We start from the raw sequence: 12,513 nt of genomic DNA, 5'->3' as shown, positions 1-12,513 counted from the left end.
GGTACTTCGCCTTCCTATTTTACATTTGTCTAAAACAGGGCGCGTAATGTTTATGTTCGCGCTTTTTTGTTTTACGTTTTCAGTCGCAAAGCCCGCCGATGCTAAGTCGACGGGCTGCTTCGACAATAACCGCTTTTGTTTTGAGCTAACGAAATCCTCATCGTCTTCACTTTATAAGGTTTCAGTAAAGCGGCAAATTTCATTGCCCGTCGCGCTTACCCTTTACGCCAAAGCGCTTTATGACGTGCCAACCAATTCGAATGCCCTTACACCCAAAGCGCATGCAAATGCCTTTTTGAATACCGACAAAAGTGTGCTGCTAGGCGCGGTAAAAAATGCCAACGACTTTTGGCATTCTATGCGCGTTAAATGGACGGTAGGTGAAATAGACGCCAAGCACGATAACAACTACGACTATCTTTCACCGTTACAGCCGGCAGGCAAATATCGCATTGTGCAGGGCTTTAACGGCGCTTTCAGTCATTCCGGTGCTTCGCAGTATGCATTAGATTTTGCTGCCCCCGTGGGCACACCTATTCTTGCCGCCAGAGAAGGCGTGGTAATTGACACAAAAGACACGGGAAAAAAAGGCGGTGCGTCTGCGCGCTTTGCCAAATATGCGAACTATGTGGTTATTCTGCACAGCGACGGTACAACTGGCGAGTACTATCACCTTAAGCACAAGGGCGTTGCGGTAAGCCGTGGTCAAACCGTACAACGCGGCCAACTTATTGGTTATACAGGCAATACCGGTTTCTCATCTTTACCCCACCTGCACTTTGGTATTTACGTAGCTAAGTACCATGGCAAGTACTTCAGCGTGCCTTTCTCACTTGCCGATTAAGCGCAATAAGGCGGCACAGCACGCTTTAAAACGTAAAGACCCCACAAACTTTGCGGCGAAAACACCTGATTAGACCAGTATTTTGCTGCGAAATCTTTATCTATCACTATAATCAGCAATTAACACAATAAACGAGCAAATCAATTGGCTTTTTTTCGTGCAACTGTCACAAAAATTTGTTGAAATGGTAATTACAGTGACTTTTTCCCGAAGATAGCAGCAATCTAGATGAATATTTTGTTATTGAACGGCCCTAACTTAAATATGTTAGGCCAAAGAGAACCAGACAAATACGGCACGCAAACCTTGCAAGACATCGTCGATGATTTGCAGGCGCAGGCTGAGTCAAGCAATGTAACGCTATCGCATTTTCAGTCTAATGCTGAACATGCGCTGGTAGATCGCGTACATGCTGCAATGGGTTCTGTTGATGCCATTATTATTAATCCTGCTGCTTTCACGCACACCAGCGTTGCCCTGCGCGATGCTTTGTTAAGTGTCAATATCCCGTTTATTGAAGTGCATTTGTCGAATGTTCACGCCCGTGAACCGTTTCGTCATCATTCCTATTTTTCTGATGTTGCAGCTGGCGTCATCGTTGGTCTTGGTGCCATGGGCTACTCGCTCGCGCTAACTGCAGCAATCAATTTACCGAAATCGCAAAAATAACGCAGAGACAGAACATGGATATTAGAAAGATTAAAAAACTCATCGAACTAGTGGAAGAATCTGGCATTGCCGAGCTAGAGATTACCGAAGGCGAAGAGTCTGTACGCATCCACCGTGGCCCAACTGGTGTTCAAGCGCCAATGAACTATAGCTTTGCCGCACCTGCTGCACCACAAGCGGCTCCTGCTCCAGCAGCCGCGCCTGCTTCAGAAGCACCGGCCGAGCCAGCTAAGCCAGAAGGTCACGCGGTTAAATCTCCAATGGTAGGTACGTTCTACCGTGCGTCTTCACCAACTGCGAAGCCGTTTGCAGAAGTAGGTCAGCAAGTGAAAGTAGGCGACACACTTTGCATCATTGAAGCAATGAAAATGATGAACCAAATCGAAGCTGACAAAGCAGGCGTGGTGAAAGCAATCCTAGTTGAGAACCAAGACCCTGTAGAATTCGACCAGCCCATGTTCATCATTGAATAAGCGAGTGCTTAACCATGCTAGATAAAGTACTTATTGCTAACCGTGGCGAGATTGCCCTACGTATCTTGAGAGCCTGTAAAGAATTAGGTATCAAGACGGTAGCCGTGCACTCGACTGCGGACAAAAACCTAAAGCACGTGTTGCTCGCCGACGAATCAATTTGTATCGGTAAGGCATCAGCAACCGAGAGCTATTTGAATATTCCACGCATTATTGCGGCAGCGGAAGTTACTAACTCTATTGCTATTCACCCAGGCTACGGTTTTCTTTCTGAGAATGCTGACTTTGCAGAAGCAGTAGAGAAAAGCGGCTTTATTTTCATTGGCCCTAAAGCAGAAACCATCAACCTTATGGGTGATAAAGTTTCAGCGATTAACGCAATGAAAAAAGCAGGAGTACCTTGTGTACCAGGTTCTGATGGCCCGCTTACTGACGACGTTGAACGTAATAAAGCTATTGCGAAGCGCATTGGATACCCAATTATCGTTAAAGCCGCTGGTGGTGGTGGTGGTCGCGGAATGCGCGTTGTGCGCAGCGAAGAAGAGCTAATTCAAGCCATTGAAACTACGCAAGCAGAAGCAGGCGCAGCTTTTGGTAACTCTACAGTTTACATGGAAAAATTCCTTGAAAACCCTCGTCACGTAGAGATTCAGGTTCTAGCTGACGGCCAAGGTAACGCTATTCACTTAGGTGAACGTGACTGTTCAATGCAGCGTCGCCACCAGAAAGTAGTAGAAGAAGCACCTGCTCCTGGTATTTCAGAGCAAATGCGCACCAAAATTGGTGATCGCTGTCGCCGAGCTTGTATTGAAATTGGCTATCGCGGCGCAGGCACGTTCGAATTCCTTTACGAAAACGGCGAGTTCTATTTCATTGAAATGAATACCCGTATTCAGGTAGAGCACCCGGTTTCTGAAATGATCACTGGCGTTGACCTTATCAAAGAGCAGCTTCGCATTGCCGCTGGTCAACCATTGTCGATTGATCAGTCGCAAATTCAAATTCGCGGCCATGCCATTGAATGTCGTATTAACGCTGAAGATCCAAAAACCTTTATTCCTAGCCCTGGACCAATCAATATGTTCCATGCGCCAGGCGGTTTAGGTATTCGCTGGGAATCGCACATTTATGCTGGTTACCACGTACCGCCTTATTACGATTCAATGATTGGTAAGCTTATCACCTTTGGTGAAAGCCGAGACGAAGCCATTGCTCGTATGCGCCATGCGCTGGAAGAAATTGTTATAGACGGTATTAAAACCAATATACCGCTTCAACGCACGATTATGGCCGATGAAAACTTCTTCGCTGGTGGTACTAACATCCACTATCTAGAGAAGAAACTAGGTCTAGCCTAATCCCCCCTTTGGGCTACACGCAGTTTTTTGTGTAGCCCAATTTTCTCGCTATTCAGCACATTCTATTTTTACGATTAGTACAATCAATTTTTAACGATATTCTTAGTTAAAAACTCACTCTATACTGCATACAAGTTTTAAGACATCTCCCTTGAATCTTATTGTGTGTTTTATCCTTTTTATGAGTTTTACCCTCATTGGAGTCCCACTCCACTTAATGCCGGCACCCTTTGCCGGCTATTTTTTGCTTATTTCTATCTCGCCGTCATTCATTTGTCAGATTTTATTAGGTTTAATGCAGCAACCAATTTAACTGTGCCAACTTGAGCTTTTTACGTGCGTTGTTTTCTTTTTATCGGTTTACTATTTTTCGTTGCGTCGCCGTATTGTGCATTAGCTAGCCAAACAACGCCGCCGTTTTCACACAAGTTAGATACGACAACCGTTCTAATCGGCCAAGTAGAGAGCAATATCGCTTGCGCTATTACTCTTCTGTAGCGCTTAGTGCTGAATGGTTTGTAAGAACTGACGTTGTTGACAGCGTAAGCCGTTTATTAGCGGGTATTAAGTTGTCTTTCAAAGGTTAATTTGTAAACTAGCCAAGCGTGGAGCAAGTAAAAAAAGGGCCCATCAAATGATGGGCCAAACAGCAAGAACGCGTACACACTTTAACAGTGCAAAATAGTATACGGGCAATATCTGTCTGTAGTTCAAGAACATTAAATTACGTATTTTTAATATCCCTGCCTTCAATATAACGCCCAACTTTATTAAACTTTAGTCTAATACGATTCGCTCAGCGGCTCGTTTTAAGTGGTAAAAAAGTAGGGGTTAATATGACAAGCCGTTATTCGCAATTTAAAGAACAACTTCCTGTCTCTCAACTTTCAGATGAAACGCTGCTAGCGTTTCGTGTTTTATTCGATAACCCTCTCGATATTGTCGACTTGGCTCAAGACATAGCAGACTTGGCTCTATTTCCCGAACGTTTAAAAGACAGCTACAGAGAAGAGTGGGAAGCGTACGTACTTAAATCGCTCGCTATGGAAATAAAGAAACAAGAAAACTTATCGCCCGCTGAATTTATCGAGCAGATGATGGCGAAAGTGGAAGAGGTTCAACAACAAAACGACACCTACAACAACCTGTTGCGCCAAGTGCATCTTGCTAAAAGCGTTACGCAATCTGAAAACACCTTTGTATTTCCAACGCCGTTACGCCAACAGCTCACCGCATTTTTATTGCCAATAACAACGATTGTTCCATCCGAAGAATAGTGACAAAGCATAAGTCTTTGCTGTTCAGGCAGGGATAAAAGCGCTACTTGTTGGCGCTTTTCACCTTGTACTGAGATGGGCAATAGCCCCTATCCACACCTTCAGGGCGCAAGCTTTTATGCTTCGTTTTTCTGCCAGAAACACGCTCTCGCCAGTTTTTGAAGGTTTTCTGTTTTAAATTTTTGCGCATCAGTTTTATTACGTCTTTTTCAGGAAGCCCGTATAAATGCTCAATTGCTTCAAATGGCGTGCGGTCTTCCCACGCCATTTCTATAATTCGTGATTCTTGCTCTTCTGTTAATGCCATGTCTTACGTCTCAAAGTGCATGTAGTAAACACAGTAAATACTTGTAAACCGGCAATTGCGTTCAACTTTAAGCGCCAAATATCGTTGTAAAATGTACTACGCCAAATCACCAGCGGCAGTAAGTTCATCATCTTTCTCAAAGGCGAGTTTTAGAAGCTCGGCAGCCGCTTTAGCATCGCTTAGCGCACGGTGATGTTGCTCCATATCTATATGGAAATGCTTCGTTAGATTTGCCAAAGAATAAGACGGCAACCCAGGGTAGGTACGCCGCATTTCGCGGACCGTGCACATCTTAGGTCGCCTGAACGATTGATCTAGCCTTGCAAACTCTTGCTTTATAAACCCATAGTCAAAATTTACATTGTGTGCCACAAACACCGCATCTTCCGTAAACGTAGCAATATGCTCTGCTACTTCAGCAAAAAGTGGGGCATCGGCAACCATGTCATCTGATATGCCAGTCAGCCTAGTAATACTGCTTGGAATGCGCCGCTGCGGGTTAAGAAGGGTTTGAAACCTGTCGACTTCTTCTCCCCCAACCAACTTAACCATGCCAATTTCGGTAATACGGTTATAACTGTTGTTACCGCCCGTCGTCTCAATGTCTACTACCACGTAGGGCTGAGCAGGATCACGAACCCATTTAACGGTGGTAACAGCAACGTCAAAGCCTGCTTGCTGCAATCGCTGAATAGACACCAGCTGATTGCGACGAAGCTGATCGCCTGGCGCTTTCACCTCTTCAAATCGAAGCGCCCCATCAAATACCATAATATCGGGGAAGCCATCTCGTAAGCTTTCAAAGTCTTTGCACATCATTCTAAGCAATGAATAAATCGCGCTTAGCGAACCATGCTCAATTAGCGCCTCGATAGGTGTCAGCAAATGGCTAGACCACATAAATAAGCTATTTACCTTGCCATAGTGAGCGGTAGCCATCTTGTGAATGTGAAAGCGCAGTTTCTCTTTGCTGTCTAATTCATCGAGCAAGCCTTCAATACTGCTTTCAAACTTTGCGTAGAAATTGTTTTGCTTTAACGATAAAGGCCTGCGGTCAAACTCAGTCACTAGCGTGTCTTCTTCGTACAGCTGTTTCCAAAATGTAAGACCAAATAAACTGCGCCACAAACGGTTTTCAGTACGCCAACCTTCAATGCCGTTTCTGGCATAATGCGCTAGCACACCACGTTCCACTTGCTGATTCTGGCTTACATCTATGTTCAGTGTGCGACTGGCATTACGCAGCATATCGGTGACTGTGCTAGTACGCTTTTTATGGTATTTACGGGCATAAAAGTCTTCGGCAAAAGCAAGCAAGGTGTCAGATTGGGGATTATCTATAATCGACTCTAATTCGTGTCGTACCTCGTCTTCTTTTCCGTCTTTGTAACTCTCTCTAAGCCACTTTTCTTTCGCTTTATCGCTTTGAGCAAGTTGCAGAACCTCTAGTCCTTTTTCTTTATCAAACGCCAGTACTTTAAGACCTAATGCATAAAGCAGCTGATCGCGATAAAAACTCGCCGAAACCTCTTCGGTTTGAGGGAATTTTACGCCCGCTAGCTCAAGCAGCCTATCATCGTTGTAAAACGCCAGTTGGCTGTAATGGTTAGCATAAAACCATGCCGCTTGCGCATCACTATTACTTTCAAAGCGCGCAGTATCGGTAACCGAGTCGGACCGAGTTCTCATAACGCCTAGATCGCGCATAGAAAACTGATTAAGCCGGCTTTTAGTATTGCCAAAATAAATAAACAACAAAAAGCGAAGAGCCTCATCGAACAAGCACACAAGATAATTTTCTAGAGAAAAGCTTTCAGGCCAGCCGCGGGTATTTATATGCTCGCTTAACAAGGCAACCAGTTTTGGTTTTGTAAGCGAAGCCAGCCCTTGTACACTGCCATACTCAGACAATATTGCTAGCAATGCCTCTTTCGTTAGTACACCAGCGATGTCGTTAAATGAAGCATGCGTTAAATCGCCAAACCAACCTTGCGCTACCAGCCAATCAATTTGCTGCTGGGGATAGTTAATTTCTGCATAGTTGAACTGGGTTCTGTCTATCACCGCGTATTTGCGATTTGCCGCACGCACAACAATACACTGCTTATCGTCATCAAGCGTTTTAAAGCGCTGAATGAAATCAGCGGCACTTTCACTTAACAATGCACTGCTTGCGCCTTCAAAAAACGCAAGAAACTCGTGAAAATGGGTCAAGTAATAACGAGGCGGTAAATCTTTTCGCATGGGCAATCTTTGGCTATGAAATCGACGATAGTGTATATTTATACAGCCTAAATAATCAAATTAAATGCGTCTTCATTTCTGCCAAATAGGGTTAAACCCGTACCCGTTGTTTCGATACCCAATGAAAAAACAACGCTAACTGCTCGTCGTCTAGCAAACGCTGTAGGTTGTGATAGTGCTTAGCTAATGTCATTTCATCGTAAAATCGATGAATACCGCTATGACACTGTCTACAAATATAAATGCCGCTTTGAAGCTCAGATTTGTTGAAGTGCTTTTTGAAGTAGTTACGCCTGTGCATCTTTCGCGGAATAAGATGATGAAACGTAAGGCGCGTTTCTCGCTTGCAACAGGGGCATAGGCCTACTTTATTCGCCACTTCTTTCACCTTTGTTTTTTTACTTTGATTTATTTTTTACGGCTCCTTTGTCCTTATTACGCTTTCTTATTGAAAGCTTTCTTAGGTCACCCTTTAAGTAAATCCAGTCATCAATGCACTACGTAATAAACACAAATTGTGATTAAGAAGGCGATGAAATATGAGTTTAACCCGTTCCATGGGCTTCTCCTGCCCCTACTGTATGGCACCAAACGATGTGGAAATAGATGAGATAAATGATGTAGGTCAGGTACAAGTATTAGACTGCCAAGTATGCTGTCAGCCCATCGAATTAAACGTGTACCAGCACGGAGAAGACTTACAACTTGAGGCAGAACGAGAGAATGACTAAGCAATTTACTCGCAGCGATATTGATTCACTTGCCCAGCGTTTTCGCGCCAATTTAATTAACAGCCTATCCGGTTTTAAATCGGCCACCTTAGTTGGCAGTACCAACGGGCAGGTTAATAACCTCGCAATTGTAAGCTCTATAGTGCACGTTGGTGCAAACCCTCCGCTTATTGGCATGATCATGCGCCCACATACGGTGACGCGCGACACCCTTAGCAATATAAAGCAACAAGGCTTTTATACCCTTAACCATGTTTCTACCGAGTGGGTCGATAAGGCTCACCAAACGTCAGCCCGCTATGCACCAGAAGAAAGTGAATTCGACGCTGTAGGGTTAACACCACAATTTAGCGAGTCGTACAGTGCGCCTTATGTTCGGGAAAGCGAAATAAAAATGGGGTTAAAGGTTGCTCAGCATTTTACCTTATTAAACGATACCGAAATGGTTATAGGAGAAATCCAAGAGCTGTTTATTCCCGAAAGCATTATTGACGACGATGGTTACGCAAACATTGAACAGGCAAGCTCCGTGTGTATTTCTGGCTTAGACAGCTACCACAGCACTACGCGCATTGCGCAATTTTCTTATGCCAAACCCCACGTTAAGTTAACTACAAAGTGAACTTGTTATTGCGTAAGCGGTCCTAGTGCTATTGCTCATATTTTCACGTCGAGGTGTGCGTGCCTGTAGACCTCTGAAATTTATTTAATCTAGATCAAGAGAAATAGCGACATTTCGTTCGATCTTTTTTTAAAAAGAGATAGTATTTAAACATGAGACAAAACCTGCCCCTTGGGGCAGGTTTTTGCGTTTAAGGTACTGAATAAAAAAGAATCATTATCGTTTCTATCTCTTAAGGAGAATGTTATGAAATCTGTAAATCGCCGTGACTTTCTAAAGCTATCAGGCTCTACAGTGATCGGCCTGACGCTAGGTGGTGTGGCGTTACGTGCTCAAGCACAAGAACAGCTAAGTGCTGACGATCCAACAGCGAAAGCGTTGAACTACACGCCATCATCAACCGTTGATGGCGCAAAGTGCTCGAACTGCATGTACGTGCAGGGAGCCGATGGCGAGCAGTATCGCCCATGCAACATTTTCCCTAACAAACTAGTAAATGCTGACGGCTGGTGTAGCGCTTGGGTGAAAAAGCCAAGCTAGGAGTCTCGACTGCTTTCGCGTGATTAAAAGCGATCGGCTAAGTGCGTAGAGTGCAGTTTATTGATTCCCATGCAGTAAGCCAGAAAGCAGTAAAACACTAGGCAGGATTACGAGAAAGCTCTTGGTTCATCCAAGGGCTTTTTTGTTTTTATCACTCAGTGTCTTTGAATTAGGCGATAAGCGGCATTTCGTGGTGACTACTATTAATGTTTGCTGTCACCAACGTTCGTATTATCGTGAAGTTTGTAAAGCAGATTTTCAAGTTGGTATTTATCAAGCAGCGATTGATAACGACCGTCTGCAATGAATTGCTCTAGTGTAAGGTTAAAGGCAGCTCTTAATTCAGCATTGGGGATTGCAGCGCTGTAGGCAGAAAAGGAAAACAGTTCATGAAACACCGTTTTGTCTGCGGCATAAGCGCTATTTTCTGATTTAAAGTAATTGAAAATGTTTCTATCTAAAATGGCTACATCAACGCTGCCACGCATTAACATGTCCACTTGGCGGTCTTGTCTTGCCATTTCTAAATAGGTTGGTTGCGAGGCCATCATTTGCCCAAACTCTTCACCTAAAACAGACTGAGCAGTTTGAAAAGCGATGACACTTTTGCTTTTTAAGTCTTCGATACTTTGTATTAATATCTTTCTATCTGCGCGAGTCACGGCCACATTTTGATAAATAATATAAGGGGCAGAGAGGATAGCTTTATCAACATGATGGGCGGAATTCAGGGTAAGTGCGATATCAACCGCTTCGTCTTTTAATAAACGTGCAGTGCGACCAAAAGGTACATAAATGGGTGACAACGTGTGCCCCATGTCGGCGAGAATAGCGCGAACTAAATCAACCTCAAATCCTGCATGCTCTCGCGTAATAACATAAGGCGGTTTGTTCCAACCTACAACCACATCTAATTCTTTTGCCTTAAGCGGTGCAATTACACACAACAGACTAACTACAAATAATAGTGAACGCATACTGTAATTGTACCAAGTTAAAAATTAAACGTGCCCTGCCTCATAATATAAACTTCTATAGAAATTTGGCTAGTCGACAAAAGGCTAATTATTACACCGCATTCAAGAATCATTAAATAGCGAACGCTAGTTATGCTATTACGTGGCACTGTGCGTTTAGCCTCTACTTTGTGCTTTTTACTGCCTTGTATTTTTGTTTCCTGCAAACGAAAGGTACAATAAGGTATAAAGGTACTAATGAACTGAAAATATGGCTTGGCTACAACTTCGAATTAACACATCTTCTGAACACGCAGAATCTATTGGTGACATGCTTACTGCTAACGGGTCGCAAGCCGTTACCTATGTTGACGCTAAAGACACCCCCATGTATGAACCCAAGCCAGGGGAAGTGTTGTTGTGGCCAGACACGCAAGTGGTAGGGCTGTTTGAAGCCGACGCCGATATGAAAGGTATTCTTCAGCGCTTAGGTAAAGCCAAAGTGCTAGGCCCCGACTTCAAATATAAATTAGAGCCACTTGAAGACAAAGATTGGGAGCGCGAATGGATGGATAACTTCCATCCCATGCAGTTTGGCGAGCGCCTATGGATTTGCCCAAGCTGGCGCGATGTTCCAGACCCTAACGCCGTAAACGTGATGCTAGACCCAGGCCTTGCCTTTGGTACAGGCACACACCCTACCACCGCGCTATGCTTGCGTTGGCTAGATGGCATTGATATGACAGACAAAACGGTTGTCGATTTTGGCTGTGGCTCTGGCATTTTAGCACTCGCAGCCCTAAAGCTTGGCGCGAAGCGAGTCATTGGTATCGACATCGACCCTCAAGCGCTTCAAGCAACCAAAGAAAACGCCCGCCGTAATGGTGTGGAAGAACGTTTAGATGTATTCCTTCCTGAAGATCAGCCAGAACTTGAAGCCGATGTGGTCATGGCGAATATACTATCGGGCCCATTGTTGGAACTTCAAAGTGTAATTACCAACTACTGTAAATCCAGTGGCTTGTTGGTGCTTTCCGGCATACTCGCTGAACAAGTCTCAAAAATTGAAGACGCCTACGCAAACGATATCATACTTGAACCCAGCGCTATTGACGGCGAATGGGCCAGAGTTTCGGGCACAAAACGCTAACGCACATAAAACGGTGCACATTTTTACTGCTTAATTGTTGCTTGGGCAGCAATAAAAAATCTCAGTTTTGGCTAATTCTCTTAAAAAATTGTTAATTTTTTTCACATTACAGCCCTTTCAAATCGGGGGCTGTAAGACTTTCGTACAATAATTAGACCGAAAAACTGCGTTAGCTTATTAATGTGACAGATTTTTTTCACTGTCAAGACCACGAAGTGAAATTTTGTGCGATTTTTAGCCTTTTCAAGTATTGCGAAAACGCGTACACTTAGCGCCCCGTTTTAGCCGGGTGTATATTTTCTGTGCAGTTTTAGATGGCGAGCTATACAAAGAACAATGCGAATTGGACCTTACGAGCTAGAAAACAATTTGATGTTGGCCCCCATGGCTGGCGTAACCGATAGACCGTTTCGTCAATTATGTAAGCGCTTAGGTGCAGGACTTGTGGTATCCGAAATGCTTTCGAGTAATCCGAAGGTGTGGAACACAGCTAAGTCACAAGCGCGCATGAACCATGAAGGCGAGGAAGGTATTCGCTCTGTACAGATAGCTGGGGCTGATCCTGACCTTATGGCTCAAGCAGCACAATTTAACGTTGAGAACGGTGCACAAATCATCGACATCAATATGGGTTGTCCTGCGAAGAAGGTTAATAAGAAGCTAGCGGGATCTGCATTGCTTCAATACCCAGACACAGTGGAAGCAATCATCAAAGCCGTAGTTAATGCGGTAGATGTACCCGTTACACTTAAAATTCGTACCGGCTGGAACCCAGAAAACCGCAATGGGGTAGATATTGCCCGCATTGCAGAGCAAAACGGCATACAGTCGCTTGCTGTTCATGGCAGAACACGAGCTTGTATGTACAGAGGAGAAGCTGAATATAGCACTATACGTCAAATAAAGGCGGCAATTTCAATTCCTGTTATTGCAAATGGTGATATTACTTCTCCGGAAAAAGCACAAGAGGTGCTGAATTACACTGGTGCAGATGGCGTAATGATAGGTCGCGGCGCGCAAGGTAAGCCTTGGATTTTTAAGCAAATCCAATATTATCTTGAAACCGGCGAGAACCTAGCACCACCGCCGCTGTCAGAGCAATATGAGCTTTTGCACGAGCATGTAGCCAATGTGCAGGACTTTTATGGCGACATTGCCGGTGTAAGAATTGCCCGTAAGCACGTGGGCTGGTATCTCGCGGAGCACGATACGGATCGTCAGTTTCGTAAAACGTTTAACGCTATCGATGATGCGACAGAGCAACTCGATGCACTAAATGCATATTTTCAAGCGCTGCAGACTCGAGAAACCCGACAGATTTCTCCCGCAGCATAGTGATGAC

14 protein-coding genes are annotated in these 12,513 nt (G+C 44.3%); 10 read left to right on the top strand and 4 right to left on the bottom strand.

Annotation, left to right across the window (positions count from 1 at the left end; genetic code table 11):
- Positions 1 to 52: 52 nt before the first annotated feature.
- The 5 genes from ACHUFN_RS10350 (at position 53) to ACHUFN_RS10330 (ending at position 4,621) form a co-directional block, all read left to right on the top strand.
- The gene (locus ACHUFN_RS10350; RefSeq protein WP_394222486.1) at positions 53 to 844 is read left to right on the top strand and encodes a M23 family metallopeptidase; all 792 of its coding nucleotides are present in this window, start codon (positions 53 to 55) and stop codon (positions 842 to 844) included.
- Between the two features lie 228 nt (positions 845 to 1,072).
- Positions 1,073 to 1,513 carry a type II 3-dehydroquinate dehydratase gene (gene aroQ, locus ACHUFN_RS10345; RefSeq protein ID WP_394222299.1) on the top strand — a complete coding sequence of 147 codons (441 nt, stop codon included), beginning with the start codon at positions 1,073 to 1,075 and terminating at the stop codon, positions 1,511 to 1,513.
- A 14-nt stretch (positions 1,514 to 1,527) separates the two neighbouring features.
- Positions 1,528 to 1,986 carry an acetyl-CoA carboxylase biotin carboxyl carrier protein gene (accB, locus tag ACHUFN_RS10340; protein ID WP_394222298.1) on the top strand — a complete coding sequence of 153 codons (459 nt, stop codon included), beginning with the start codon at positions 1,528 to 1,530 and terminating at the stop codon, positions 1,984 to 1,986.
- A gap of 14 nt (positions 1,987 to 2,000) precedes the next feature.
- Entirely contained in the window at positions 2,001 to 3,344 is a 1,344-nt protein-coding gene (gene accC, locus ACHUFN_RS10335) for an acetyl-CoA carboxylase biotin carboxylase subunit (protein WP_394222297.1), read from the top strand.
- 836 nt (positions 3,345 to 4,180) lie between these two features.
- Positions 4,181 to 4,621 (top strand): hypothetical protein, encoded by a 441-nt coding sequence (locus ACHUFN_RS10330; protein WP_394222296.1) that lies wholly within the window; start codon positions 4,181 to 4,183, stop codon positions 4,619 to 4,621.
- A 43-nt stretch (positions 4,622 to 4,664) separates the two neighbouring features.
- Here ACHUFN_RS10330 and ACHUFN_RS10325 read toward each other — a convergent pair whose 3' ends face one another.
- The 3 genes from ACHUFN_RS10325 to ACHUFN_RS10315 all read right to left on the bottom strand — a co-directional run bounded on the left by ACHUFN_RS10325 (position 4,665) and on the right by ACHUFN_RS10315 (position 7,551).
- Positions 4,665 to 4,928 (bottom strand): TIGR03643 family protein, encoded by a 264-nt coding sequence (locus tag ACHUFN_RS10325; RefSeq protein ID WP_394222295.1) that lies wholly within the window; start codon positions 4,926 to 4,928, stop codon positions 4,665 to 4,667.
- Between the two features lie 96 nt (positions 4,929 to 5,024).
- Entirely contained in the window at positions 5,025 to 7,172 is a 2,148-nt protein-coding gene (locus ACHUFN_RS10320) for an exonuclease domain-containing protein (RefSeq protein ID WP_394222294.1), read from the bottom strand.
- A 91-nt stretch (positions 7,173 to 7,263) separates the two neighbouring features.
- On the bottom strand, positions 7,264 to 7,551 hold the full coding sequence (locus ACHUFN_RS10315; RefSeq protein ID WP_394222293.1) for a hypothetical protein: 288 nt from the start codon (positions 7,549 to 7,551) through the stop codon (positions 7,264 to 7,266).
- A gap of 160 nt (positions 7,552 to 7,711) precedes the next feature.
- On the opposite strand from ACHUFN_RS10315, the gene ACHUFN_RS10310 reads away from it, so the two are divergent.
- The 3 genes from ACHUFN_RS10310 to ACHUFN_RS10300 all read left to right on the top strand — a co-directional run bounded on the left by ACHUFN_RS10310 (position 7,712) and on the right by ACHUFN_RS10300 (position 9,065).
- The gene (locus ACHUFN_RS10310; protein ID WP_394222292.1) at positions 7,712 to 7,903 is read left to right on the top strand and encodes a zinc ribbon domain-containing protein; all 192 of its coding nucleotides are present in this window, start codon (positions 7,712 to 7,714) and stop codon (positions 7,901 to 7,903) included.
- Entirely contained in the window at positions 7,896 to 8,525 is a 630-nt protein-coding gene (locus ACHUFN_RS10305) for a flavin reductase family protein (protein WP_394222291.1), read from the top strand. Before ACHUFN_RS10310 ends, ACHUFN_RS10305 begins: the two co-directional genes overlap by 8 nt.
- 246 nt (positions 8,526 to 8,771) lie before the next feature.
- Positions 8,772 to 9,065 (top strand): high-potential iron-sulfur protein, encoded by a 294-nt coding sequence (locus tag ACHUFN_RS10300; RefSeq protein WP_394222290.1) that lies wholly within the window; start codon positions 8,772 to 8,774, stop codon positions 9,063 to 9,065.
- Positions 9,066 to 9,268: 203 nt separating this feature from the next.
- Here ACHUFN_RS10300 and ACHUFN_RS10295 read toward each other — a convergent pair whose 3' ends face one another.
- Positions 9,269 to 10,042, bottom strand: coding sequence for a substrate-binding periplasmic protein (locus ACHUFN_RS10295; RefSeq protein ID WP_394222289.1), 774 nt, complete (start codon positions 10,040 to 10,042; stop codon positions 9,269 to 9,271).
- Between the two features lie 250 nt (positions 10,043 to 10,292).
- Between ACHUFN_RS10295 and prmA the strand changes: the two genes are divergently transcribed.
- Both prmA and dusB read left to right on the top strand, forming a co-directional pair.
- Complete coding sequence (gene prmA / locus ACHUFN_RS10290; RefSeq protein WP_394222288.1) at positions 10,293 to 11,171, top strand: 50S ribosomal protein L11 methyltransferase; 879 nt, start codon at positions 10,293 to 10,295, stop codon at positions 11,169 to 11,171.
- Positions 11,172 to 11,507: 336 nt separating this feature from the next.
- Positions 11,508 to 12,506, top strand: a complete 999-nt coding sequence (dusB, locus tag ACHUFN_RS10285; RefSeq protein WP_394222287.1) for a tRNA dihydrouridine synthase DusB — start codon at positions 11,508 to 11,510, stop codon at positions 12,504 to 12,506.
- The last annotated feature ends 7 nt before the right edge of the window (positions 12,507 to 12,513 follow it).

The organism is Alteromonas gracilis (assembly GCF_043642145.1).
GTDB classification, from domain to species: domain Bacteria; phylum Pseudomonadota; class Gammaproteobacteria; order Enterobacterales; family Alteromonadaceae; genus Alteromonas; species Alteromonas gracilis_B.
The sequence above is the reverse complement of the archived record's forward strand: the minus strand, read 5'-3'. Positions and strand labels throughout refer to the sequence as shown.

What these genes read in the sequence shown, in the direction of transcription:
- ACHUFN_RS10350 (WP_394222486.1), top strand. Translation starts at nt 53, where the DNA reads ATGTTCGCGCTTTTTTGTTTTACGTTTTCAGTCGCAAAGCCCGCCGAT.
- ACHUFN_RS10305 (WP_394222291.1), top strand. Translation starts at nt 7,896, where the DNA reads ATGACTAAGCAATTTACTCGCAGCGATATTGATTCACTTGCCCAGCGT.
- ACHUFN_RS10300 (WP_394222290.1), top strand. Translation starts at nt 8,772, where the DNA reads ATGAAATCTGTAAATCGCCGTGACTTTCTAAAGCTATCAGGCTCTACA.
- ACHUFN_RS10310 (WP_394222292.1), top strand. Translation starts at nt 7,712, where the DNA reads ATGAGTTTAACCCGTTCCATGGGCTTCTCCTGCCCCTACTGTATGGCA.
- accC (WP_394222297.1), top strand. Translation starts at nt 2,001, where the DNA reads ATGCTAGATAAAGTACTTATTGCTAACCGTGGCGAGATTGCCCTACGT.
- prmA (WP_394222288.1), top strand. Translation starts at nt 10,293, where the DNA reads ATGGCTTGGCTACAACTTCGAATTAACACATCTTCTGAACACGCAGAA.
- aroQ (WP_394222299.1), top strand. Translation starts at nt 1,073, where the DNA reads ATGAATATTTTGTTATTGAACGGCCCTAACTTAAATATGTTAGGCCAA.
- ACHUFN_RS10325 (WP_394222295.1), bottom strand. Translation starts at nt 4,928, where the DNA reads ATGGCATTAACAGAAGAGCAAGAATCACGAATTATAGAAATGGCGTGG.
- ACHUFN_RS10330 (WP_394222296.1), top strand. Translation starts at nt 4,181, where the DNA reads ATGACAAGCCGTTATTCGCAATTTAAAGAACAACTTCCTGTCTCTCAA.
- ACHUFN_RS10295 (WP_394222289.1), bottom strand. Translation starts at nt 10,042, where the DNA reads ATGCGTTCACTATTATTTGTAGTTAGTCTGTTGTGTGTAATTGCACCG.
- ACHUFN_RS10320 (WP_394222294.1), bottom strand. Translation starts at nt 7,172, where the DNA reads ATGCGAAAAGATTTACCGCCTCGTTATTACTTGACCCATTTTCACGAG.
- dusB (WP_394222287.1), top strand. Translation starts at nt 11,508, where the DNA reads ATGCGAATTGGACCTTACGAGCTAGAAAACAATTTGATGTTGGCCCCC.
- accB (WP_394222298.1), top strand. Translation starts at nt 1,528, where the DNA reads ATGGATATTAGAAAGATTAAAAAACTCATCGAACTAGTGGAAGAATCT.